We start from the raw sequence: 20515 nt of genomic DNA, 5'->3' as shown, positions 1-20515 counted from the left end.
GGGAGGAGCAGTGACGTGACACGACTGGCCTACGTCCGGATCGGCATCGATCGGGCGCTCGACCTGCCCGACGGGCGGTTCGTGATCGCCCCCGACGGCAGCACCCACGACGACCGGGTGACGGGGGAGCTGAGCGCTCGCGCCAGCGGCGACGTCCTCGATCTGCGGCGCGTCGAGGCCGGCAGCGGCAAGCGGCTCGCGGCGGCCGCCGGTGGCCGCCGGGCCGAGAGCGGCGGCCCCGAGCACACGATCGCCACGATCATCCGGGCCGCGACGCCGCTCGACCGCCGCGGCGCGGCGGCGGCGCTCGAGCAGTGGAAGCGCGACGCCGACGACCTCGGCCGCTGGGTCGACGCCGCGCTGGCGATCGTCAACCGCGCGATCCGCGCGCACCGCCTGGTCTGGCGGGATCCCTACCTCGTCGAGCTGACGGGCGAGGACCTGTGGATGGCCTGCGTCGGTCACGCCTCGGCGCAGGGCCTCGCCGCCGGCACCGCCGGTGACGAGGTCGACGCGCTCCCCCAGCAGCGCGCGAAGCAGTCCGTCGGCGACCGGGCGCGACCGGGCGAGGTCGTGGCGTCGGCGCTCGCCGGGACCCTGCCGCTGCTGCAGGGCGAGGAGCTGGTCGCCTTCGCGGCCCGCGAGGTCAACCACGGACGCCTGCAGGGCGCGGCCGCGGCGCTCGCGGCCGGGGCCCGGTTGCTGAGCGCGGAGCTCGGTCGCGGCAGCCTCGACGGCGCGGCGGTCGAGGAGATCGCCCGCGGGGCCGGCAACGGCTCGGCGGCGGCCCTGCTGGCCGCGATCAGCGGCATCCAGGACGTGCTGGACGGCTGGCGCAGCGGCGGCGGCGTCGAGGGCCGCGACGTCATGGCCCGCGGCGCGGCCTGAGCCCCCTGGTCGGCGCTCAGCGCGGCCGCGCCAGAACCTCGGCGAGCAGACCGCGACAGGCCGCCTGGACGTGGTCGAGGACCAGGTCGAAGCCGTCGGGGCCGCCGTAGTAGGGATCGGGGACGTCGAGGTCGCCGGCGGCCACGGCCGCGGGGTCGTACTCGCGCAGCCGCCTGATCTTGGCGGCGGCCGCCGCGTCGGGCGCCCGACGGAGCAGCTCGGCCTCGTTGTCGGCGTCCATCGCCAGCAGCAGGTCGGCGCCGGAGAAGTCCTCGGGGCGGACCTGGCGGGCGGCGCCGGCCAGCCGGATCCCGCGGCGGGCGGCGGCCGCGGTCGCCCGCTGGTCCGGCGGATTGCCGGCGTGCCAGCCGCCCGTGCCCGCCGAGTCGACCTGCACCAGATCGCCGGCGCCGGCCTCGTCGACGAGCGCGGCCATCACGCCCTCGGCGGTCGGCGACCGGCAGATGTTCCCGAGGCAGACGAAGAGCAGGCGCACGCACGACAGCCTAGGTCGTCTCCGGATCGACGGATCGGCCTGGCGCCCTGGCGGGACTGCGCTATCATCTGTCCCTTGTTTGCTAGCGATACCTCGCCCGCGCATTCCGTGCGCCGCGCGAACAGCTCCCTCTAGTGCCGGTCCCCCGTAGGTTCGACCGGCGCCCGCCCGAGCGTGACACGACTCGGGTCAACGACCGCATCCGGGTCCCCGAGGTCCGGGTCATCGACGAGAACGGCAATCAGATCGGTGTCATGCGCACCGACGAGGCCCTTCGGTACGCGCAGTCGCGCGACCTGGATCTCGTCGAGGTCGCGGCCGCTGCCCGCCCGCCCGTCTGTCGCGTGCTCGACTACTCGAAGTACAAGTACGAGCAGGCGCAGAAGAAGAAGACGGCCAAGAAGCACCAGACCCAGGTCGTCACGCGCGAGATCAAGTTCCGCCCGAAGATCGCCGATCACGACTACGCCACCAAGAAGGGGCACGTGATCCGGTTCCTCAAGGGCAAGGACAAGGTCAAGGTCACGATCATGTTCCGCGGGCGCGAGGTCACGCACCCCGAGCGCGGCCGGATGGTGCTCGAGCGGCTGGTGGAGGATCTCGGCGATCTCGCCCAGATCGACCAGCGGCCGAACCTCGAGGGCCGCAACATGACGATGATGCTGAGCCCGTCGAAGGCGGTCATCAACGGCACCTGGGTGCCGTTGGGCGACCGTGACGACGGCGAGGCCGACGACGGCGACGGGGTCACCGTCGACGGCACCGCCGAGGCGCCGGCCGCCGACGGCGCGGCCCCGGAGGCTCCGGAGGCCGTCGTCGAGGAGCCCGCGGCCGACGAGGTCGAGGAGTCCGAGGACGCTCCGGCCGACGAGGTCGAGCAGGCCGACGACGCTCCGGCCGACGAGGTCGAGGAGACCACGGCGGAGGACGCCGAGGTCGAGCAGGTCGAGGAGCCCGCGTCGGCGCCCGCCGACGCCAGCTGAGCCGTACCGGACCGGGCCGCCCGACGCGGCCCGGACCGTCCCCGCACCGGCGGCCACGGGGTCGCCGGGGCACTGCTTCGCGGGCTCGCCGTGGCGCACCGCACGCGCCCGGAGGATCTGGCACAATTCCCGATCCGCATGCCCAAGCAGAAGACCCACTCGGGCGCGAAGAAGCGCTTCAAGACCACCGGAACCGGCAAGGTGAAGGCGCGTCACGCGATGTCGTCCCACATCCTCGGGAAGAAGTCGCCGAAGCGCAAGCGCAAGTTCGGCAAGGACGCGATCCTGTCGAGTGCTGACGCACCGCGGGCCAAGCGACTCCTGGGAGAGGGCAAGTGACTCGCGTCAAGCGCTCCGTCCACGCGCGCAAGAAGCGCCGTGCCACGCTCGAGCGGTCGAAGGGGTACGTCGGCCGCGCGAACAACACGTACAAGGAGGCGAAGGAGGCCCAGCTCAAGGCGGGCGTCTACGCCTACCGCGACCGGCGCAACCGCAAGCGCGACTTCCGCAAGCTGTGGATCACGCGCATCAACGCCGCCGCGCGCCTCAACGACCTGACCTACGGCCAGCTCATCCACGGGCTGTCGCTGGCGGGCGTCGAGGTCGATCGCAAGAACCTCGCCGACCTGGCCGTGACCGACGCCGAGACGTTCTCGGCGATCGCGACCGTCGCCAAGGACGCGCTGGCCGCCAAGGCCTGATCGTCGTCGGCGGCCGCTCGGCCGCCGCGCAGCAGGAGTTCGAGGGCGTCCGCAACGGGCGCCCTTCGTGCGTCTGGACCACCGATCTCGTCGTTCTCGGGGAGAATCGCCCAGTGGACATCAGCTCCCCCAGCAACCCGCGGATCAAGCAGGTCCGAGCGCTGCTCGATCGGCGCCGCGAGCGGGCCCGCAGCGGCCTCTTCGTCGCCGAGGGCGAAGACCTCGTCGCGGCGGCGGCCGCCGCCGGCTGGGTCGCCGAGGACCTGCTGGTGGCCGCCGGCAGCGAGCCGGAGCTGCGCGAGCACGGGATCGACCTGGCGGGAGCGACGATCGTGGCTCCGGCGCTGCTGGCGTCGGCCTCGTCGCTGGGCTCGGGAACGCGGGTCCTCGGCGTCTACCGGCAGCGGTTCGCCGACGCGGCCGCCGGCCCCCGCTGCCTGCACCTGCACGGCGTCCGCGACCCCGGCAACGTCGGGACGGCGATCCGCGCCGCCCACGCCCTCGGCGCGTCGTCGATCGCGATCGGACCGGGAACGGCCGACCCCCACGGGCCGAAGGCGGTTCGCGCCAGCATGGGCTCGCTGTTCGCCCTGCCGCTGGCCCGCGCCGACGGGCCGGCGGAGCTGCCTGGGCTGACGGTGGCGCTGGCGCTGCGCAGCGGCGAGGTCCTGCGCGCCGATGCGGCATGGCTCGCGCCGGCCCTGGCCGATGCCTCCGGCGGCGGGGTCAGCCTGCTGATCGGGGCCGAGCGCGACGGGCTGCCGGACGACGTGGTGGCGGCCTGCGACCGGGTCGCGCACCTGCCGATCGGCGGCGCCGAGTCGCTGAACGCGGCGATGGCGGCGACGGTCGCGCTCTACGAGCTGGCCCGGGAGCGCTGAGCGCCCGGCGGCGGCCGGACGATCGCCGTCTCACGACGGGCGCGACGCCGAGACGGCAGAGCGATGTGCCGAGCCCGGACGATCGCCGGCTCGCCGCGCCGGCCATGCCGAGACGACGATCGTAGGCCCGCCCCGCCGGACTCGAACCGCGGCCGAGCGTCGGGCGCACCGGGTCCGGCGGCGCGGTTCTCGTACCATCGCCTTCGATGATCGACCGGATCGCCCAGCTGCGTGCCGCGGGAGAAGCGGACGTCGCGGCGGCCACCACCACCGACGAGCTGGAGGAGCTGCGGGTGCGGCTCCTCGGGCGCAAGGCCGAGCTGCCCAACATGCTGCGCGGGGTCAGCGAGCTGCCGCCCGAGCAGCGCGGCCCCGTCGGCAAGGCCGCCAACCAGGCCCGCCAGGCGCTGCAGCAGACGCTCGAGGCGCGGATCGCCGAGCTGGCCGCCGGCGAGCTCGACGCCCGGCTCGTCGCCGACCGCGTCGACGTGACCCTTCCCGGCCGCCGCGAGCCGGTCGGCGGGCTGCACCTGATCACGCGCGTCCGGCGCGAGATCGAGGACGTCTTCCTGGGCCTCGGGTTCGACGTCCTCGAGGGGCCCGAGACGGAGACGGTCCACTACAACTTCGACGCCCTCAACCACGCGCCGAACCATCCGGCGCGCGACCGCTCCGACACCTTCTACCTGGCGCCGTCGGCGAACCTGCCGGCCGTCGAGCGGGCCGGCGACCCGCGGGCCGAGGACGGCGGCAGCGGCCGCCTGCTGCGGACCCACACGTCGCCGATGCAGATCCGGACGATGGAGCGCGAGGATCCGCCGATCGCGGTGATCGTCCCGGGCCGCGTCTACCGCCCCGACAGCGACGCGACCCACACCCCGCAGTTCCACCAGGTCGAGGGGCTCTGGGTCGACGTCGACATCACGCTGGCCGACCTCAAGGGCGTGCTGCTGAGCTTCGCCCGCTCGATCTTCGGCGACGAGCGCGAGGTCCGGCTGCGGCCGCACTTCTTCCCCTTCACCGAGCCGAGCGTCGAGGTCGACGTCAGCTGCTTCGCCTGCAAGGGCACCGGGATCCGCGAGGACCTCGCGGGCCATCCGCGCTGCGGCCTCTGCAAGGGCACCGGCTGGATCGAGATCCTCGGCTCCGGCCTGGTCGACCCGAACGTCCTGCGCTCGGTCGGCGAGGCGCGCGGCGACGACGCCTACAGCCCCGAGGCCGTCCAGGGCTTCGCGTTCGGGATGGGGATCGAGCGGATCGCGATGCTGCGCTACGGGGTGCCCGACCTGCGGCTCCTCTACGAGAACGACGTCCGCGTCCTGGAGCAGTGGGCATGAGGGTTCCTCTCAGCTGGCTCGGCGAGCTCGTCGACGTCGCCGGTCGCGACGCGACCGAGATCGCCGCCCGCCTCAACGTCACCGGCACCGAGCTCGATCGGCTGCTCCACCACGGGATCCTCACGCCGGAGACGGTGGTCGTGGGCCGGGTGCTGGCGACCGAGCCGCACCCCGACGCCGACCGGCTGAAGGTCTGCCGCGTCGCGACCGGCGGGGACGAGCCGGTCCAGATCGTCTGCGGCGCCCCGAACGTGGCCGCCGGCCAGGTCGTGCCGGTCGCCCAGATCGGGACGGTGATGCCCGACGGCACGAAGATCAAGCGCGCGAAGCTCCGCGGGCAGGTCTCCGAGGGGATGATCTGCTCCGCCCGCGAGCTGGGGATCGGCGACGCCCACGACGGGATCCTGGCGCTCGACGAGCAGCTCCCGGGCGCCCGCGAGATCCCGCCGGGGACGCCGCTGTCGGACGTGCTGCCGCACGCCGACGACGTGCTCGAGCTGGAGATCACCCCCAACCGCCCGGACTGCCTGGGCCTGTACGGGATCGCGCGCGAGGTCTCCGCCGCCACCGGCGCCGCGCTGCGGCCGGCACCCTGGACCCGCGCCGGGGGACTGGACGAGGAGGCGGGCGATCCCGACCCCGCCGGCGACGCGATCGACGGCTTCTCGGTCGAGGTCCGGACGCCGCGCTGCCCGCGCTTCACCGCCCGCCTGTTCGACGGCGTCACGGTCGGCCCGTCGCCGCTCTGGCTGCAGGCGCGGCTGGCCGCGGCCGGCCAGCGGCCGATCAACAACGTGGTCGACGTCACCAACTACGTGATGCTGGTGACCGGCCAGCCGCTGCACGCCTTCGACGCCGATCGGATCGCCGGCGGCTTGCTGGTGGTGCGCGAGGCGACCGACGGCGAGCAGCTGCGGACGCTCGACGACCAGGAGCGCACGGTCCAGGCCGGCGAGCTGGTGATCGCCGACGACGAGGGGATCACCTCGCTGGCCGCCGTGATGGGCGGCGCCCGCTCCGAGGTCCACGAGGGAACCACCCGCGTGCTGCTCGAGGTCGCCAACTGGGACGGCCCGACGATCCACCGCACCGCGCAGCGGCTGGGGCTCTTCAGCGAGGCCGCCTCGCGCAACGCCAAGGGCCTCGCGCCCGAGCAGGCGGCCTGGGCGCAGGCGCTGGCCACGCGGCTGATCCACGAGGTCACCGGCGGTCGCAAGGTCGGCGGCACGATCGACGTCGGCGGCTGGCGCGAGCGGCCGGCGCAGCAGCCGATCGCCCTGCGCGAGGCGCGCGTCACCCGGCTGCTGGGGACCGCGGTCTCGCGGCGCCGGCAGGCCGAGCTGCTGGCGTCGCTCGGGTTCATGGTCGCCGACACGTCGCCGGAGACGGCCGAAGGCGAGGGCGAGCAGCTGGTGCTGGTCCCGTCGGAGCGGCGCGACGACATCACCCGCGAGATCGACCTGATCGAGGAGATCGCGCGGATCGGCGTGGTCGCCGACCTGGCCCCGACGCTGCCGGTCCGCCGGCGGCTGACCGCGGCGACGCTGACGCCCGCCCAGCGGGCCCGGCGGCGGGCCGAGGACGTGCTGGTCGGCCGCGGCCTGCAGGAGGTCGCCGGCTGGTCGTTCACCGACGCCGGCGCCGCCGAGCGGCTCGGCCTCTCGGCGGACGACCCGCGGGCCGCGGCGGTGCGCCTGGACAACCCGCTCAGCGAGGACCACGCGGTCCTGCGGCCGACGATCCTGATCTCGCTGCTGGACATCGCGCGCCGCAACCGCGCCCGCGGCGTCGACGACGTCCGGATCTTCGAGACCGGGACCGTCTTCCGCGACGCGCCCGACCCGCGGCGGCCCGACATGCCGTTCGAGCACCTCGCGATCGCCGCGCTGGTGCAGGACGACCTGTTCGCCGCCAAGGGCCTGCTCGAGTCGCTTCTCGGCGCGCTCGGGATCGACGGCTGGTCGGTCGAGGCGACCGACCAGGTCGCGTTCCTGCACCCCGGGCGCGCCGCGCGGGTGCTGGTGACGCCCGCGGGCGGCGCGCGCCGCAACGGCGACGGGCCGGACGGGCCGCTGCAGGTCGGCCTGCTCGGCGAGGTCCACCCGCGGGTCGCCGAGCGCTGGGACCTGCCGCAGGTGGCGGTCTTCATGATCGACCTCGACCAGCTGCTGCCGCTGGTACCCGCCGACGTCGACTTCCGCGACGTCGGCCAGTTCCCGGACGCGCGCTTCGACCTGGCGGTGATCGTCGACGACGAGGTGACCGCGGCGTCGGTGGTCGAGGCGGCGCGCGGCGCCGGCGGGCCGCTGCTGGAGCAGGTCGGCGTCTTCGACGCCTACCGCGGGACGGGGATCCCGGAGGGGCAGGTCTCGCTGGCGCTGCACGTGCGGCTGCGGGCGGCCGACCGGACGCTCGACGACGAGGAGATCAGCGGCGTCCGCGAGCGGATCGTGGCCGCGCTGGCGGAGCGGGTGGGAGGGACGCTCCGTGGTTGAGGGGGCAGGTGGGACGTCGTCGGTCACGCTGCCGGGCCAGAGCGCCCAGTCGGCGGCCGACGCGCCGCGGGTCGCCGTGCTCGGCGCCTCGGGGTTCGCCGGGGCGCTCGCCGCCGCGCTGCTGCACCGCCACCCGTACTTCGCCCTCGGCGCGATCACCGCGCGGGCCGAGGCGGGGATGCGGCTCGACGAGCTGTACCCGCACCACCGCGTGCCGGTCGCGCTCCAGGAGCCGGACCTCGAGGCGATCGCCGCCGCCCACGACGTGGCGATCGTGGCCTACCCGCACGGGGCGTCGAGCGAGGCGGTCGCGGCGCTGCACGCCGCCGGGCTGCTGGTGCTCGACCTCTCGGCCGACTTCCGGCTGCGCGACGCCGACACCTACCGCCACTGGTACGGCGACGTCCACGTCGCGCCCGACCTGTTCGGGACGGCGGTCTACGGCCTGCCCGAGGTCCACCGCGCCGCGCTGGCCGGGGTCCGCGAGGCGAGTCGCCTGATCGCCGGCCCGGGCTGCTTCCCGACCGCGGCGATCCTGACCCTGGCGCCGCTGACGCGGGCGGGGCTGGTCGCCGACGTCGTGATCGACGCCAAGACCGGGGTCTCGGGCGCGGGCCGCAAGCTGGCGCGGGGGACCCACTACGTGGCGGTCTCCGAGAACGCCCACGCCTACGGGGTCGCGGGGCACCGTCACCAGCCCGAGATCCGCCAGGAGCTGGCGGGGCAGGGGATGGACGCCGCGCTGCAGCCGGTCTTCGTCCCGCACCTGCTGCCGGTCGACCAGGGCGAGCTGGTGTCCTGCTACGTCCGGCCGACGCGCGACGTGACCGCCGACGAGGTCGCGGAGCTGTTCCGCGAGGCATACGGCGAGGAGCCGTTCGTCGAGCTGACCGAGGCCGAGCCGGGGATGCGCGACGTGCTGGCGACCAACATCGCCCGGATCCGCACCCACGTCGACCCGCTGTCCGGACGGATCCTGGCCTTCGGCGCGATCGACAACCTCTGGAAGGGCACCTCGTCGCAGGCGATCCAGTCGCTGAACGTGGCCTTCGGCCGTCCCGAGGACGAGGGCCTGCAGGCCTGAGCGGCGCGCCGCGGCCCGGGCGAGGGCCTGGCCACCATCGGCGGTGTGTCGAACGGCTGGCAGGGAGATGCGCTCCGGGACGCCCGCGTTGCGACGCGTCGTGCCGGGCGAGCCGAGAGATCGCTGAAGGCTCGTCGCCTGACCGGGGCTCCGACGCTTCGCGAGGACGGGCGCGTCAGGCGCTTCGGCAACAGCGTCACACGTGCGGAGCAAGGGCTGGGCCAGGCGAAGCTCCTTGGAGGGCTCGCAACCGCGGGGGCCTTCGGCTACGACGTCGCTCGCGGGAAGAACGTCGCAAGGAGCGCCATCAAGACAGGGTTCTCGGCTACGCTCGGTGGAGTGGGAGCTACAGCCGGCGGCCTCTGCACCATCGGTGCACCAGCCTGTTCGTTGGTCCTTGGCGGGCTTGGCTCTGCGGTCGGCGGCCTGGCTGGCGACGCCTTGAGCGACCTCTTCGGTCTGGGCGAATGAGCATGGACGGGCTCATGTTGGCTGGCGTCGGGTTCCTCTTCTCGTTGCTCGGGGCGCTGATGGCGAGGCGCGCTTGGCGATGGCAGGGCGAAGTGCCATTGCGTTGGCAGCATCGGGTGGCGCAGCACGCCGCGGCGCTCCCGATTGCCCTGTCAGCATTCTCATTCGGGATCCTCGGGTTGGTGTTGGCGGCAGTGGGCCCGGGCGAGGGGTCGCCGGTCGAGAAGGTCGTCGCTGGTGTCTTCGCTGTCGTGCCGATGGTGTTCGCGGGTTTGGCGATCACCGTGGCGCGGTACGGTCGTCCTCGTCGTCTGACGCCGCCTGTGCTGCGGCGCCCGCCTGAGCAGTTCGGGAAGGAGCCTCGGCGGTGAGGCCGATCGTGCTGGTGGGTGCGTTCTGGGGTCTGTTGGTGATGCCCGGGACCGTGCGTGCGGCTCGTGCCGCGTGGCGCTTGCCTGCTGGGGCGGCTCTCGATGTGGAGGATCTGCGGCACGCGCGTCGTGCGGCGGCCGACGCTGTCTGGAGCGGGAGCTTGATCTTGATCGCGGTCGCGATTGGCGTGGGTGCGCCGCTTGTGCCTGCGCTGGTGCTGGCCGGTGTCGTCGCTGGTGGGGGTGCTGTCGCGATCGTTTGGATCGGTCGTACCGGGCGGCCGGTGTGGGCGACGCCGCCCGCTGTGCGGTCCCCGATGGCTGGGACCGGCCGCCCGAATGGATGGCCTCGCTATCGGGCTTGAGCGCGGGAGGAGGGCCGGCGGCGCGGCAGTTCGGGGCGGACAGGTGCAGCCGCGTCGGACCAACGCCAAGGGACGCGTCAGCGGCGTCCGCAGGTCCTGCGCCCATGATGCAGCCTGATCTTCCCGGGGCTTCGGTGACGGTTCGATTCTTGTCGGCCGTCGAAGGTGGTTGTCCTTCGCCCGTCAACTCCGGCTACCGGGCCCAAGTCGTCTTCCACGAGGGTGGAGGGCCCCAGCGGCGAACCCGCTCACGCGGGCGCCGCGCCAAGCGCTCGCGGCAGCCCGCCGGCGCGGCGCCGCCTTCAATGATCACGCCGTCCCAGCGTTGGCACCTCCATCGCGGGTTCACCGCTACATTCGCCCCGATGCCCGACCCGACCACCGCCCCGACGCCCGCGACCGCTCCGCCGTTCTTCCGCTCCCGCTGGGTCGAGGTCCCGGACACGATCGTGGGAGTCGCCGACCGCGGGCTGCCGCTCGGGTTTCGCGCCGCCGGGATCCACGCCGGGATCAAGCCGTCGGGCAAGCACGACGTGGCGCTGCTGGTCTGCGACGCGCCCGAGGCGGTCAGCGCGGCGCGGTTCACGCGCTCGGGCACGGCGGCGCCGCCGGTCCTGGTCACCCGCGAGACGTCGCGGCTCGAGGCGCTGCGGGCCGTCGTCGTCACCAGCGGCAACGCCAACGCCGGCACCGGTCGCGACGGGTTCGAGACCGCCCGGCAGGTTCGCCAGGCGGCGGCCGAGGCCGCCGGGGTCGACGCCGACCGGGTCGCGGTCGCCGCCACGGGCGTGATCGGCGTGCCGCTGCCGATGGACGTCGTCCCGCGCGGGGTCGCGACCGCGGGCGAGCAGCTGCGCGCCGACGGCGACGACGACTTCCGGCGGGGGATCGAGACCACCGACCTGTTCCCGAAGACCGCCACGCTGAAGGTCGCGCTCTCCGGTGGAGAGGTCACTCTGCACGCGGTCTGCAAGGGCGCCGGGATGATCCAGCCGAGCTTCGCGACGATGCTCTGCTTCATCACCACCGACGCGGTCCTCGAGCCGCGCACCGCCGACCTGCTGCTGGGCGTCACCGTCAAGCGCAGCTTCGACCGGATCACCGTCGACGGCCAGCTCTCGACATCGGACACCGCGGTCCTGATCGCGTCCGGCGCCAGCGGGATCGCGGTCGCGCCCGAGAGCGCCGACGAGCAGCGCTTCGGCCTGGCGCTCGACGCCCTCCTGCGCCAGCTGGCGCTGCTGATCGTCGCCGACGGCGAGGGGGCCCGCCGGGTCGGCCGGATCGTGGTCAAGGGTCCCGACGGCCCGGCCTGCGAGCGCGTCGCCCGCCAGATCGGCAACAGCCCGCTGGTCAAGACCGCCCTCTACGGCGGCGACCCCAACTGGGGCCGGATCGTCCAGGCCGTCGGCGCGGTCCTGCCCGGCCCGCGGCTGACCCCGGTCGGCGTTCGGATCGAGGGCGTCGAGATCTGCCGCGACGGCCAGGAGGTCCCCTTCGACCGGCCGGCGCTCGCGGCCCTGGTCCAGGGCCCCGAGGTCGACTACGAGGTGACGATCGGCGCGCCGACGGTCGAGGACGGCGCCCCCGGGACGGCCGCGGCCTACGCCAACGAGAGCGAGCTGTACTTCAGCGACCTCGGCCACGAGTACGTGACGCTCAACGCCGAGTACACGACCTGACGCGTGGCGGCCGGGCCCGGGGCGATGCGGGGCGTTGGGCAGGCCAAGGCGAGCCTGGAGCGGGACGTTCCGGTCGCTGAGCGACCGGAACGCCACATCGGTCGGGTCGCCGGTGGTGCGGTGGCGGCGTGGCGGCGACGTTCCGGTCGTTGGGCGACCGAAACGTCACAACGGCCGGATCGCCGCTCGGCCGCCGCGCCGCCGGCCCCGGCCACGCGTACCGGCTTGCCAAGCTCGGGGTCGCCAACCGGACCGAGCTGGCCGCGTTGGCCGCCCCCGAGCTGGGCGGCTGATGGAGCGGCCGCTCAGGCCCCGCCGACGAGCCGGAAGTCGCAGCGCGGGCCGGGCGCGCCGGCCAGCCGGGCGTCCGCCGTCAGCAGCGGAGCGGCGAGCAGCTCGGCCAGCGCGACGTAGGCGGCGTCGTAGGCCGTCACGGTGTCGCGCAGCTCCCAGATCCGCGGCAGCAGCGGCGAATGCGCGACCCGGCGCAGCGGCAGTCGCTCCAGGTCCGCGAAGGCGAGGGCGGCCCGTCGCGGCTCCAGCCGGCCCGACCGGGCGGCGCGGCGCCAGACCGACGTGACCTCGAGGTCAACGACCTGAGGCGCGCTCAGCCGCCGCGCCGTCGCCAGCTCCGCCCGCGTCAGGTCGCCGTCCTCGCCGTCGTCGGCCAGCGCGACCGCCAGCACCGATGCGTCGACGACGATCAAGGGCCGTCGCGCTCGTCACGGACCGCCGCGACCGCGTCGCTCAGGGACAGCCGCCCGCCGGCCCGCCCGCCGGCGTCCCGCAGGACCTCCTCGAGCGTCGGCAGTCGGGCCTCCTCGATCAGCCGCAGCAGCAGGTACTCCTGCAGCGAGCGGCCCTCGCCGGCTGCCCGCTGGCGCAGGATCCGGTGGACGTCCTCCGGGACGTTCTTGACCTGGACGGTGCTCACCCGGCGAACGTAGCGCCGAAATGGCGCCACCGCAAGCAACCTGGCGCCCTCCTGCGCGGTGGGTCGACTCCGACTGGCACCCCGGGGGCTCGAACCCGGCTCGTGCCCGCGACCGGCGACGCTCCGCCGACGGCGACCGCGGCGATAGCCTCTGCGCCGATGCCCGAACCCGCAGCCGAGCCGTCAGCGACCCCGTCCGGCCTCGGCGTTCGCGACGTCGGGACCCTGCTGGAGGCGCTGCCCTACATCCGCCAGTTCCGCGAGCGGACGATCGTCATCAAGTACGGCGGCGCGGCGATGACCGACCCCGAGCTGCGCGAGGAGTTCGCCCGCGACATCGCGCTGCTGAAGTACGTCGGGGTCAACGTCGTCGTCGTCCACGGCGGCGGCCCCGCGATCACCGAGTACATGGAGCGCCTGAACCTGCCGGTCGAGTTCCGCGGCGGCCTGCGGGTCTCGGACGAGCAGACCGTCGAGGTGGCCAAGATGGTCCTCATCGGCAAGGTCAACAAGGACATCGTGGTCCGGATCGGGCGCCACGGGCAGCCGGCCGTCGGGCTCTCCGGCGACGACGGCAACCTCTTCCGCGTCGAGACGACGACCGGCCCCGGGGGCGAGGACGTCGGCTTCGTCGGCCGCGTCACCCGCGTCGACACCGGCGTCATCGATCACGTCGCCGAGGACTTCGTGCCCGTGATCGCGTCGGTCGGCTCCGACGAGGCGGGTCGCTCGCACAACGTCAACGCCGACGAGGCCGCGGCCGCCGTCGCCCGTGCGACCGGCGCCACCCGCCTGATCTTCCTGACCGACGTCGCGGGCTGGCTGCGCGACCCGGCGGATCCCGACAGCCTGATCGTGCAGGCCGGGACCGACGAGGTCGAGCAGGCGCTCGACGGCATCTCCGGCGGGATGCGGCCGAAGCTGCAGGCCTGCGTCGACGCGGTCCACAGCGGCGTCGGCGCGGCCTCGATCGTCGACGGGCGCAAGCCGCACTCGGTGCTGCTGGAGCTGTTCACCGACGACGGCTGCGGCACCCAGATCCGGCCCGCGCGCTGAGCGCCACCGTCCGCCCACCCGAGGACCTCCCCGCATGACCGATCCACTGACCCTGGAGCAGCTCGAGGCGATCGAGCGCGACCACGTCCTGCCGACCTACGCCCGGATGCCCGTGGCCGTCACGTCCGGCGCCGACGTCTGGCTGCACACCGCCGACGGCCGCCGCGTGCTGGACCTGCTCTGCGGGCTCGGCGTCACGTCGCTCGGCCACGCCCACCCGGCGGTCACGATGGCGATCGTCGAGCAGGCCGGCCGCCTGCTCCACACGAGCAACCTGATGCACCTCGAGGGGCCGGTGACGCTCGCCCGGCGGCTCTCGCGCAGCTCGCTCGGCGGCGGCGTCTTCTTCACCAACTCGGGGGCCGAGGCGAACGAGGCGGCGATCAAGCTCGCCCGCCGCCACAAGCGCGGGGGAGAGGTCATCAGCCTCCACCGCGGGTTCCACGGCCGCACCTACGGCGCGCTCTCGGCGACCCCGCAGGAGGCCAAGCAGGAGCCGTTCGCGCCGCTGGTGGCCGGCTTCCGGGCCGTTCCGGCGACCGCCGAGGCGGTTGCCGGCGCCGTCGACGACGGGACGGCCGCCGTGCTGCTGGAGACGATCCAGGGCGAGAGCGGCGTGCTGCCGATCGGCCACGACGTGCTGGCCGCCGCCCGCGAGGCCTGCGACGCCCACGGCGCGCTGCTGATCGTCGACGAGATCCAGACCGGCGTCGGCCGCAGCGGCACGCTCTGGAGCTACGAGGCGTCCGGGATCGTGCCCGACGCGATCACCGTCGCCAAGGCGCTGGCCAACGGCCTGCCGATCGGCGCGCTGATCACCGGACCGCACCTGTACGACACCTTCCGGCCGGGCGACCACGGCTCGACCTTCGCCGGCGGGCCGGTGGCCGCGGCGGCGGCCCACGCGGTCCTCGACGTCGTCACCGGCGAGGGCTTCCTGGCCCGGGTCGGCGAGGCCGGTGAGCGGTTCGCGGCCGGCCTGCGGGCGCTGCCGGGCGTCGCCGACGTGCGCGGCCGCGGGCTGATGCTGGCCGTCGAGCTGGACGCCGACGCGGTCGCCCGCCACGGCTCGACCGCCGAGCTGGCGGTCCGCCTGATCACGGACCACGACGTCTGGGTCAACGCCCCGAGCCCGACCGCCCTGCGGCTGCTGCCGCCGCTGACGATCCGCGACGAGCAGATCGACGAGGGCGTCGCGCGGATCGGCGCCGGGCTCGCGGCGCGCTAGCGCGCCGCCACCGGCGCGCGGCCGGCGCCACGTGCCGTCGAACGGGCACCGGTCCCGCGCGATCGCGCGCTCAGACCGGCGGCAGGTGCTGGATCCGGCGGCCGACGGTCCGCGCGGTGACGTCGACGATCCCGTCCAGCAGGTCCAGCACGGTGGCGACGTCGTCGATCCCGAGGTCGTTGCGGGCCAGGTGGACGGCGCGGCCGCGGCGCGCGATCGCGTCGGCCAGCACGTCGGCGCCGGGGTGGCCGTCGACGTCCGGCCAGCGGGGCGAGATCGGCGCCATCCCGGCGACCTGCTGCGCCAGCCGGTCGACGCCGTCGGCGCTGGGGGTGTTCCAGTGCCGGAAGCGCCCCTCGAGCGATCGGCCCATGTGCCGGATCGCGGCCTTGTGCCACCCGCCGCCGAGCCGCCGCAGCACGTGCTCCCACGGCTCGCCCGGCTCGCCGACGACCTCGACCAGCGTCTCGCGGATCGCCTTCGGCAGGTCCTCGGGGCGGCGGGCCGCGCCGATCACGGCGACCGCGGCGGCCCGCAGCAGCTCCTCGCAGGTGGACTCCCAGGCGCCAAGCGCGAAGACCAGCGCCGACGCCGGGATGAGCTGCGCCCGGGGATCCTCGTCGTCCGCCAGCTCCAGCAGCCCACGGGGACCGGTCATCAGCTGCGCGTAGCGCTCGCGGGCCTGCTGGATCGGGACCGGCTCCACGGCGGGGACGCTAGCGGGCGGCGCCGTGTGGCAGGTCGGAGAACTGGGGTTGCGCGACGGCGCCGGGACCAATAGACCTCTCGCGTCCACGCACCACGATGGGAGCCTTCCTGTGACACCTCCAGACACCGTCAGCTACGCCGTCGCGTACGAGGCGAAACGCAGTCGCCTGACGACGTTCTTCCGCTACTTCATGGCGATTCCGCACTTCTTCGTGCTGTTCTTCTACGCGATCGCTGGCCTCTTCGCCGTGATCGCGGCCTGGTTCGCGGTCGTGATCACGGCCAAGTACCCGGCCGGCATCTACGGCTTCGTCGCGGGCCTGCAGCGCTACGTCGCCCGGGTCAACGGCTACCTGTACCTGCTGACCGACGTCTACCCGCCGTTCAACGGCAGCGAGGACCCGGAGTATCCGATCCAGCTGGCGATCGGACCGCCGAAGGAGCAGTACAGCCGCCTGTTGGCCTTCTTCCGCGCGATCCTCTTCATCCCGGTCTACATCGTGATGTACCTGCTGGGGATCGCCGCGATGGTGATCGCCTTCCTGTCCTGGCTCGTGATCATCGTGACGGGCAAGCAGCCGGAGGGGCTGCAGAGCGCGCAGGTCTTCTGCCTCGGCTACACGGCCCGCGCGGGCGTCTACGGCTCGCTGCTGACCGAGAAGTTCCCGTCGTTCGACAACGAGGCCGACGGGCCGGCGGTGCCGACCGCGCCGATCCCGGGCGGCCTGCAGGGCTGATCCACCCGCCCGCGCCCGGCGACGGGCGCGGGCCGGGACCCGCCGCTACCTGCGATGGCAGCGCGCCAGCGCGTCCGCGTAGAACCGCAGGTAGGCGGCCAGGTGCCGGTCCCAGTACCGCTGCTCGTGGCCGCCCTGCCACGAGCGGACGGTCACCTGCTCGCCGTTGCGGCGGAGCGCGGCCGCGAACGTCCGCTGGGCCCCGCGGAACGGATCCTGGGCACCCGCGTCCAGCCACAGCGGCACGCGATAGCGGACCCGGCCGGCCCGCACCGGCGCGACCGGGTCGTGGCGGCGGAAGTCGGCACGGTCGTCGAACGCCCCCGGAGCCGACGCCGACGCCGACAGCCAGAGCGCCGCCGAGTGCCCGCCGACGGCGCAGAACCGCCCGGGAGCCTCCTGGGCCAGCGCGTAGGCGCCCGAGCCGCCCATCGAGATCCCGCCGATCGCGACCCGGCGCCCGTCGACCCCGAGCCGGCGGATCGCCGTCGGGATCGCCTCGCCCAGCACGTACGCGCTCCAGCGCCCGGTCTGGCGGTCGTGCCAGTAGGAGCCGCCGTCGTCGGCCGGCAGCAGCACCACCGGCGCGCGGTCGCCCAGCCGCGCCAGCGCGGCCCGCAGCGGATCGCCCGCCAGCGTTGCCGGGTCCTGGGCCTTGCCGTGCAGCAGCACCAGCAGCGGGCGGCCGCGGGTGTCGCCGGGCGGGACGACGACGGTCTGCACCAGCCGCCGCTCGGCGGCCCGGCTGCGCAGCTCGTAGCGGGTGACCGCGGTGCCCTTGGTCGCCGTCTCGGGCACGTCGACCGGCGGCAGCGACGAGCCCTCGCCGTTGCGGGCGACCACCGCCACCAGCGTCCCCAGGACGAGCGCCACCGCCAGCAGCAGGACGGCCCGACGCAGGGCGCGGGCGCGGGGCGACACGGTGCCACCGTCACGCATCGGCGACATCATCGCGGTTCCGGCGCTCGCGAGGGCCGCCGGCACCACCGCCTGCGGGCGCGATACCGTTCGGGCGCACATGGTTCTCGCTTCAGGGGGCACGGTCGCCGTCGAGCTGGTGGTCGCCGGGCTCTTGGTCCTCGCCAACGGCTTCTTCGTCGCCAGCGAGTTCTCGCTCGCCCGCGTCCGCGACAGCCAGATCGAGGACTGGGTCACGGCCCGCCGGCCGGGCGCCAAGTCGGTGCGCCACGCGGTCGATCACATCGACGCCTACCTGGCCGCCTGCCAGCTGGGGATCACGCTCGCCTCGCTCGGCCTCGGCGCCTTCGGCGAGCCGGCCTTCGACGAGCTGCTGCACCCGATCCTCGGCGACGGGGCGAAGATCGGCTCGGTCGCGCTCGCCAGCGTGCTGGCCTTCTCGATCATCACCCTGCTGCACGTAGTCGCCGGCGAGCTGGCGCCGAAGAGCGCCGCGATCGCCCGCACCGGGCCGGTCGTGCTGGCGCTGATGCCGCTGCTGCGGGCCTTCTACCTGCTGACCCGGCCGGTGGTCCAGCTCTTCAACGGGCTCGGCAACCTGCTGCTGAAGCCGTTCGGGATCCCGCCCGCGAGCGAGGCCGGGTCGTCGCCGCACACCCAGCGCGAGCTGCTGCAGATCATCCGCGAGGCGAACGAGGGCGGCGAGATCAACCCCGCCGAGCGGCGCCTGACCGAGAACGTCTTCGAGTACGACGACCGGCGCGTGCGCGAGGTCATGGTCCCGCGGCGAAAAGCCGTGCTCGTCCACGACGACGAGTCCCTGGAGGAGGCCGCCCACCTGGCGGTCGAGACCGGCGTCACCCGGATGCCGCTCTGCCCCGAGGACGCGGGCCTCGACGGCGCGCACGGGGTCGTCCACGCGAAGGACCTGCTGGCCGCGCTGCTGGAGGACCGCCGCCCGTCGCTGGTCGACCTGGCGCGCCCGGTCGTGCGGGTCGGCGACGCGGCCTTCGTCGGGTCGGCGCTGCGCGAGATGCGCCGCGCCCGCCAGCACCTGGCGATCGTGATCGACGAGCACGGCACCGCGGTCGGGATCGTGACCGTCGAGGACGTGATCGAGGAGCTCGTCGGCGAGATCGAGGACGAGTTCGACCGCGACGCCGAGCGGCTGATCCGGATCGACTCCGACGGCCTGCTGGTCGACGGCGAGGCCGGCGTCAACGAGCTGCTCGACCGGCTCGAGATCGTGATCGACGAGAGCGACATCCACGAGGCGACCGTCGGCGGCCATCTGCTGGAGACGATCGGCCGGCTCCCGAGCCCCGGCGAGGAGCTGGAGCTGTTCGGTCGCCGGGTCGAGGTCGAGGAGGTCGCGGAGGGTCGGATCCGGATGATCCGGGTGCTCGGTCCGGCCGGGGTCGAACCCGCGCCCGACGACGACTGACGCCCGCGCCCGATCGCACGGCAGGAACGGGCTTCGCGACGCTACGCTCCAGCCCGCATGTCCGAGCCGCTGACCCCCGCAACCGACCCCTCAGCCGACCACACCGAGGTGCGACGCGTGGCGGACCCGGGGCGGACCCGGGTCGCCTCCTACCTCGCCGACAAGGACGAGGTTCGCAAGGTCCTGCTGCTGTACTCCGGCGGGCTCGACACGAGCGTGATGCTCAAGTGGATCCAGGACGAGTACCAGGCCCAGGTCGTCGCGCTGACGGTCGAGCTGGGCCAGCCCGGCGAGGACTACGACGAGGTCACCGGCAAGGCCCGCACCCTCGGCGCGGTCGAGGCGATCGTCCACGACGCCCGCCAGGAGTTCGCCGATGAGTACCTGATCCCCGCGATCAAGGCCAACGTCAACTACGGCGACGGCTACCCGGCGTTCACCTCGCTCGGGCGCCCGCTGATCGCCAAGTTGGCCTGCGAGTACGCCCGCCGTCACGGCTGCGACACGATCGCCCACGGCTGCACCGGCAAGGGCAACGACCAGGTCCGGATCGAGGCCACGATCGCGACCCTGGCGCCGGAGCTGAAGGTGATCGCGCCGGTCCGCTCGTGGGCGATGGGCCGCGACGAGGAGATCGCCTACGCCCGCGAGCACGGCATCCCGGTCAAGAACGCGCCCGAGGGCCAGCCCGCGCCGTACTCGATCGACGACAACCTCTGGGGCCGCTCGTCCGAGGGCCGCTGGATCGAGGACCTCGGTCACGCGCCCGAGGACGACGTCTTCCAGCTGGTGACCCGGCCGGAGGAGGCGCCGGACGAGCCCGAGATCGTCACCGTGACCTTCGAGGCCGGCGTGCCGGTCGCGCTCAACGGGCAGCGGATGGAGATCGTGCCGCTGCTCGAGGAGGCCGCCCGCCTGGGCTGCAAGCACGGCGTCGGGATCCTCGACCACATCGAGGACCGGATCGTCGGGCTCAAGGTCCGCGACATCTACGAGGTGCCGGCCGCGGCCGTGATCCTGCCCGCGCACAAGGAGCTCGAGCGGCTCGTCGGCACGATCCACCAGAACCAGTTCAAGCCCGGGCTGGACCAGAAGTGGGCCTACCTGGTCTACGCCGGCCTCTGGTGGGAGCCGCTGCGGACCGACATCCAGGCCTACATCGAGCACGTCAACCTGCGGGTGACCGGCACGATCGGGATGAAGCTCTACAAGGGCTCGGCCCGGGTCGTGACCCGCGAGTCGCCGAACGCGGTCTACGACGCCCAGCTGGCCACCTTCTCGGAGTCCGGCGGCCTCTTCGCCCAGGACGCCTCGCCCGGCTTCATCGAACTCTGGTCGCTGCAGTCGCGGTTGGCGTGGCGCCTGGCCAACGGCAAGTTCGATACCGGCACCGGGGCGTAGCTGGTCTAGGGTTCGGTCGATGCGCGGACCGGAGCGGAGCTTCTACACGCTGCTGGGCTGGGTCACCTGGCGGGCCGCTCGCTGGTACGTGGTCCGGCGGCTGGGGCTGAAGCGCAAGGCGCGCAAGGGCGCGATCGTGCTGCTCGGTGCCGCCGCCGTCGGCGGCACCGCCTGGGCGATCCGCTCGCGCGACCGCCTCGGGAGCCCGGGGCCGGGTGCCTGACGGGGCCGCCATGGACGCCGAGCAGCAGCCGGCGGCGGACACCGGCCCGCTGGCGCGGGCGGCGGAGCTGCGGCTGCGGGTGGCCGAGGAGGCCCGCGCCCGCGGTCGCGCC

The 20515-nt window shown here is 74.1% G+C and carries 21 protein-coding genes; 16 read left to right on the top strand and 5 right to left on the bottom strand.

Annotation, left to right across the window (positions count from 1 at the left end; genetic code table 11):
• Positions 1–15 precede the first annotated feature (15 nt).
• The gene (locus tag PAI11_RS15090) at positions 16–888 is read left to right on the top strand and encodes a hypothetical protein (RefSeq protein ID WP_007576337.1); all 873 of its coding nucleotides are present in this window, start codon (positions 16–18) and stop codon (positions 886–888) included.
• 16 nt (positions 889–904) lie between these two features.
• Here the strand turns inward: PAI11_RS15090 and PAI11_RS15085 are convergent, their stop codons facing one another.
• Entirely contained in the window at positions 905–1393 is a 489-nt protein-coding gene (locus PAI11_RS15085; RefSeq protein WP_040600508.1) for a low molecular weight protein-tyrosine-phosphatase, read from the bottom strand.
• A gap of 125 nt (positions 1394–1518) precedes the next feature.
• On the opposite strand from PAI11_RS15085, the gene infC reads away from it, so the two are divergent.
• The 9 genes from infC to argJ all read left to right on the top strand — a co-directional run bounded on the left by infC (position 1519) and on the right by argJ (position 11754).
• Positions 1519–2367 (top strand): translation initiation factor IF-3, encoded by an 849-nt coding sequence (infC, locus tag PAI11_RS24560; protein WP_050897262.1) that lies wholly within the window; start codon positions 1519–1521, stop codon positions 2365–2367.
• Positions 2368–2505: 138 nt separating this feature from the next.
• Complete coding sequence (gene rpmI, locus PAI11_RS15075) at positions 2506–2706, top strand: 50S ribosomal protein L35 (protein WP_007576334.1); 201 nt, start codon at positions 2506–2508, stop codon at positions 2704–2706.
• Entirely contained in the window at positions 2703–3068 is a 366-nt protein-coding gene (gene rplT / locus PAI11_RS15070) for a 50S ribosomal protein L20 (RefSeq protein ID WP_040600491.1), read from the top strand. Before rpmI ends, rplT begins: the two co-directional genes overlap by 4 nt.
• A 113-nt stretch (positions 3069–3181) precedes the next feature.
• Positions 3182–3949: a TrmH family RNA methyltransferase gene (locus PAI11_RS15065; RefSeq protein WP_040600490.1), complete on the top strand. Its 768-nt coding sequence runs from the start codon at positions 3182–3184 to the stop codon at positions 3947–3949.
• A 206-nt stretch (positions 3950–4155) separates the two neighbouring features.
• Entirely contained in the window at positions 4156–5286 is a 1131-nt protein-coding gene (pheS, locus tag PAI11_RS15060; protein WP_007576332.1) for a phenylalanine--tRNA ligase subunit alpha, read from the top strand.
• A complete protein-coding gene (gene pheT, locus PAI11_RS15055) occupies positions 5283–7781 on the top strand; it encodes a phenylalanine--tRNA ligase subunit beta (RefSeq protein ID WP_007576331.1) in 2499 nt (832 codons plus the stop codon). Before pheS ends, pheT begins: the two co-directional genes overlap by 4 nt.
• Positions 7774–8865, top strand: coding sequence for an N-acetyl-gamma-glutamyl-phosphate reductase (argC, locus tag PAI11_RS15050; RefSeq protein WP_007576330.1), 1092 nt, complete (start codon positions 7774–7776; stop codon positions 8863–8865). Before pheT ends, argC begins: the two co-directional genes overlap by 8 nt.
• A 467-nt stretch (positions 8866–9332) precedes the next feature.
• Positions 9333–9707 (top strand): hypothetical protein, encoded by a 375-nt coding sequence (locus PAI11_RS15045; RefSeq protein ID WP_040600489.1) that lies wholly within the window; start codon positions 9333–9335, stop codon positions 9705–9707.
• Positions 9708–10437: 730 nt separating this feature from the next.
• Complete coding sequence (argJ, locus tag PAI11_RS15040) at positions 10438–11754, top strand: bifunctional glutamate N-acetyltransferase/amino-acid acetyltransferase ArgJ (protein ID WP_007576329.1); 1317 nt, start codon at positions 10438–10440, stop codon at positions 11752–11754.
• A gap of 305 nt (positions 11755–12059) precedes the next feature.
• Here argJ and PAI11_RS15035 read toward each other — a convergent pair whose 3' ends face one another.
• Together PAI11_RS15035 and PAI11_RS15030 are read right to left on the bottom strand one after the other, a co-directional pair.
• Positions 12060–12461, bottom strand: a complete 402-nt coding sequence (locus PAI11_RS15035) for a type II toxin-antitoxin system VapC family toxin (RefSeq protein WP_007576327.1) — start codon at positions 12459–12461, stop codon at positions 12060–12062.
• Entirely contained in the window at positions 12458–12688 is a 231-nt protein-coding gene (locus PAI11_RS15030; RefSeq protein WP_007576326.1) for a FitA-like ribbon-helix-helix domain-containing protein, read from the bottom strand. The genes PAI11_RS15035 and PAI11_RS15030 overlap by 4 nt, the downstream gene beginning before the upstream one ends.
• A gap of 159 nt (positions 12689–12847) precedes the next feature.
• Between PAI11_RS15030 and argB the strand changes: the two genes are divergently transcribed.
• Complete coding sequence (gene argB / locus PAI11_RS15025) at positions 12848–13744, top strand: acetylglutamate kinase (RefSeq protein WP_007576325.1); 897 nt, start codon at positions 12848–12850, stop codon at positions 13742–13744.
• A 34-nt stretch (positions 13745–13778) separates the two neighbouring features.
• Complete coding sequence (locus PAI11_RS15020; protein ID WP_007576324.1) at positions 13779–14972, top strand: aspartate aminotransferase family protein; 1194 nt, start codon at positions 13779–13781, stop codon at positions 14970–14972.
• 70 nt (positions 14973–15042) lie between these two features.
• Here the strand turns inward: PAI11_RS15020 and PAI11_RS15015 are convergent, their stop codons facing one another.
• A complete protein-coding gene (locus PAI11_RS15015) occupies positions 15043–15678 on the bottom strand; it encodes a hypothetical protein (protein WP_007576323.1) in 636 nt (211 codons plus the stop codon).
• 112 nt (positions 15679–15790) lie between these two features.
• Here PAI11_RS15015 and PAI11_RS15010 point away from each other — a divergent pair, with 112 nt between their 5' ends.
• Positions 15791–16417: a DUF4389 domain-containing protein gene (locus PAI11_RS15010; protein WP_050897261.1), complete on the top strand. Its 627-nt coding sequence runs from the start codon at positions 15791–15793 to the stop codon at positions 16415–16417.
• A gap of 45 nt (positions 16418–16462) precedes the next feature.
• Here the strand turns inward: PAI11_RS15010 and PAI11_RS24555 are convergent, their stop codons facing one another.
• Entirely contained in the window at positions 16463–17356 is an 894-nt protein-coding gene (locus tag PAI11_RS24555; protein WP_007576321.1) for an alpha/beta hydrolase, read from the bottom strand.
• Positions 17357–17435: 79 nt separating this feature from the next.
• On the opposite strand from PAI11_RS24555, the gene PAI11_RS15000 reads away from it, so the two are divergent.
• Genes PAI11_RS15000 through PAI11_RS14990 form a run of 3 tightly spaced genes read left to right on the top strand, consistent with a single transcriptional unit; the run spans position 17436 to position 20403 of the window.
• Positions 17436–18779, top strand: coding sequence for a hemolysin family protein (locus PAI11_RS15000; protein ID WP_007576320.1), 1344 nt, complete (start codon positions 17436–17438; stop codon positions 18777–18779).
• A gap of 57 nt (positions 18780–18836) precedes the next feature.
• Positions 18837–20180, top strand: a complete 1344-nt coding sequence (locus PAI11_RS14995) for an argininosuccinate synthase (protein WP_138974339.1) — start codon at positions 18837–18839, stop codon at positions 20178–20180.
• Between the two features lie 19 nt (positions 20181–20199).
• Positions 20200–20403, top strand: a complete 204-nt coding sequence (locus PAI11_RS14990; protein WP_007576318.1) for a hypothetical protein — start codon at positions 20200–20202, stop codon at positions 20401–20403.
• Positions 20404–20515 lie beyond the last annotated feature (112 nt).

This window comes from Patulibacter medicamentivorans, assembly GCF_000240225.1.
GTDB classification, from domain to species: Bacteria; Actinomycetota; Thermoleophilia; order Solirubrobacterales; family Solirubrobacteraceae; genus Patulibacter; species Patulibacter medicamentivorans.
This window is presented reverse-complemented; position numbering and strand designations above follow the sequence as displayed.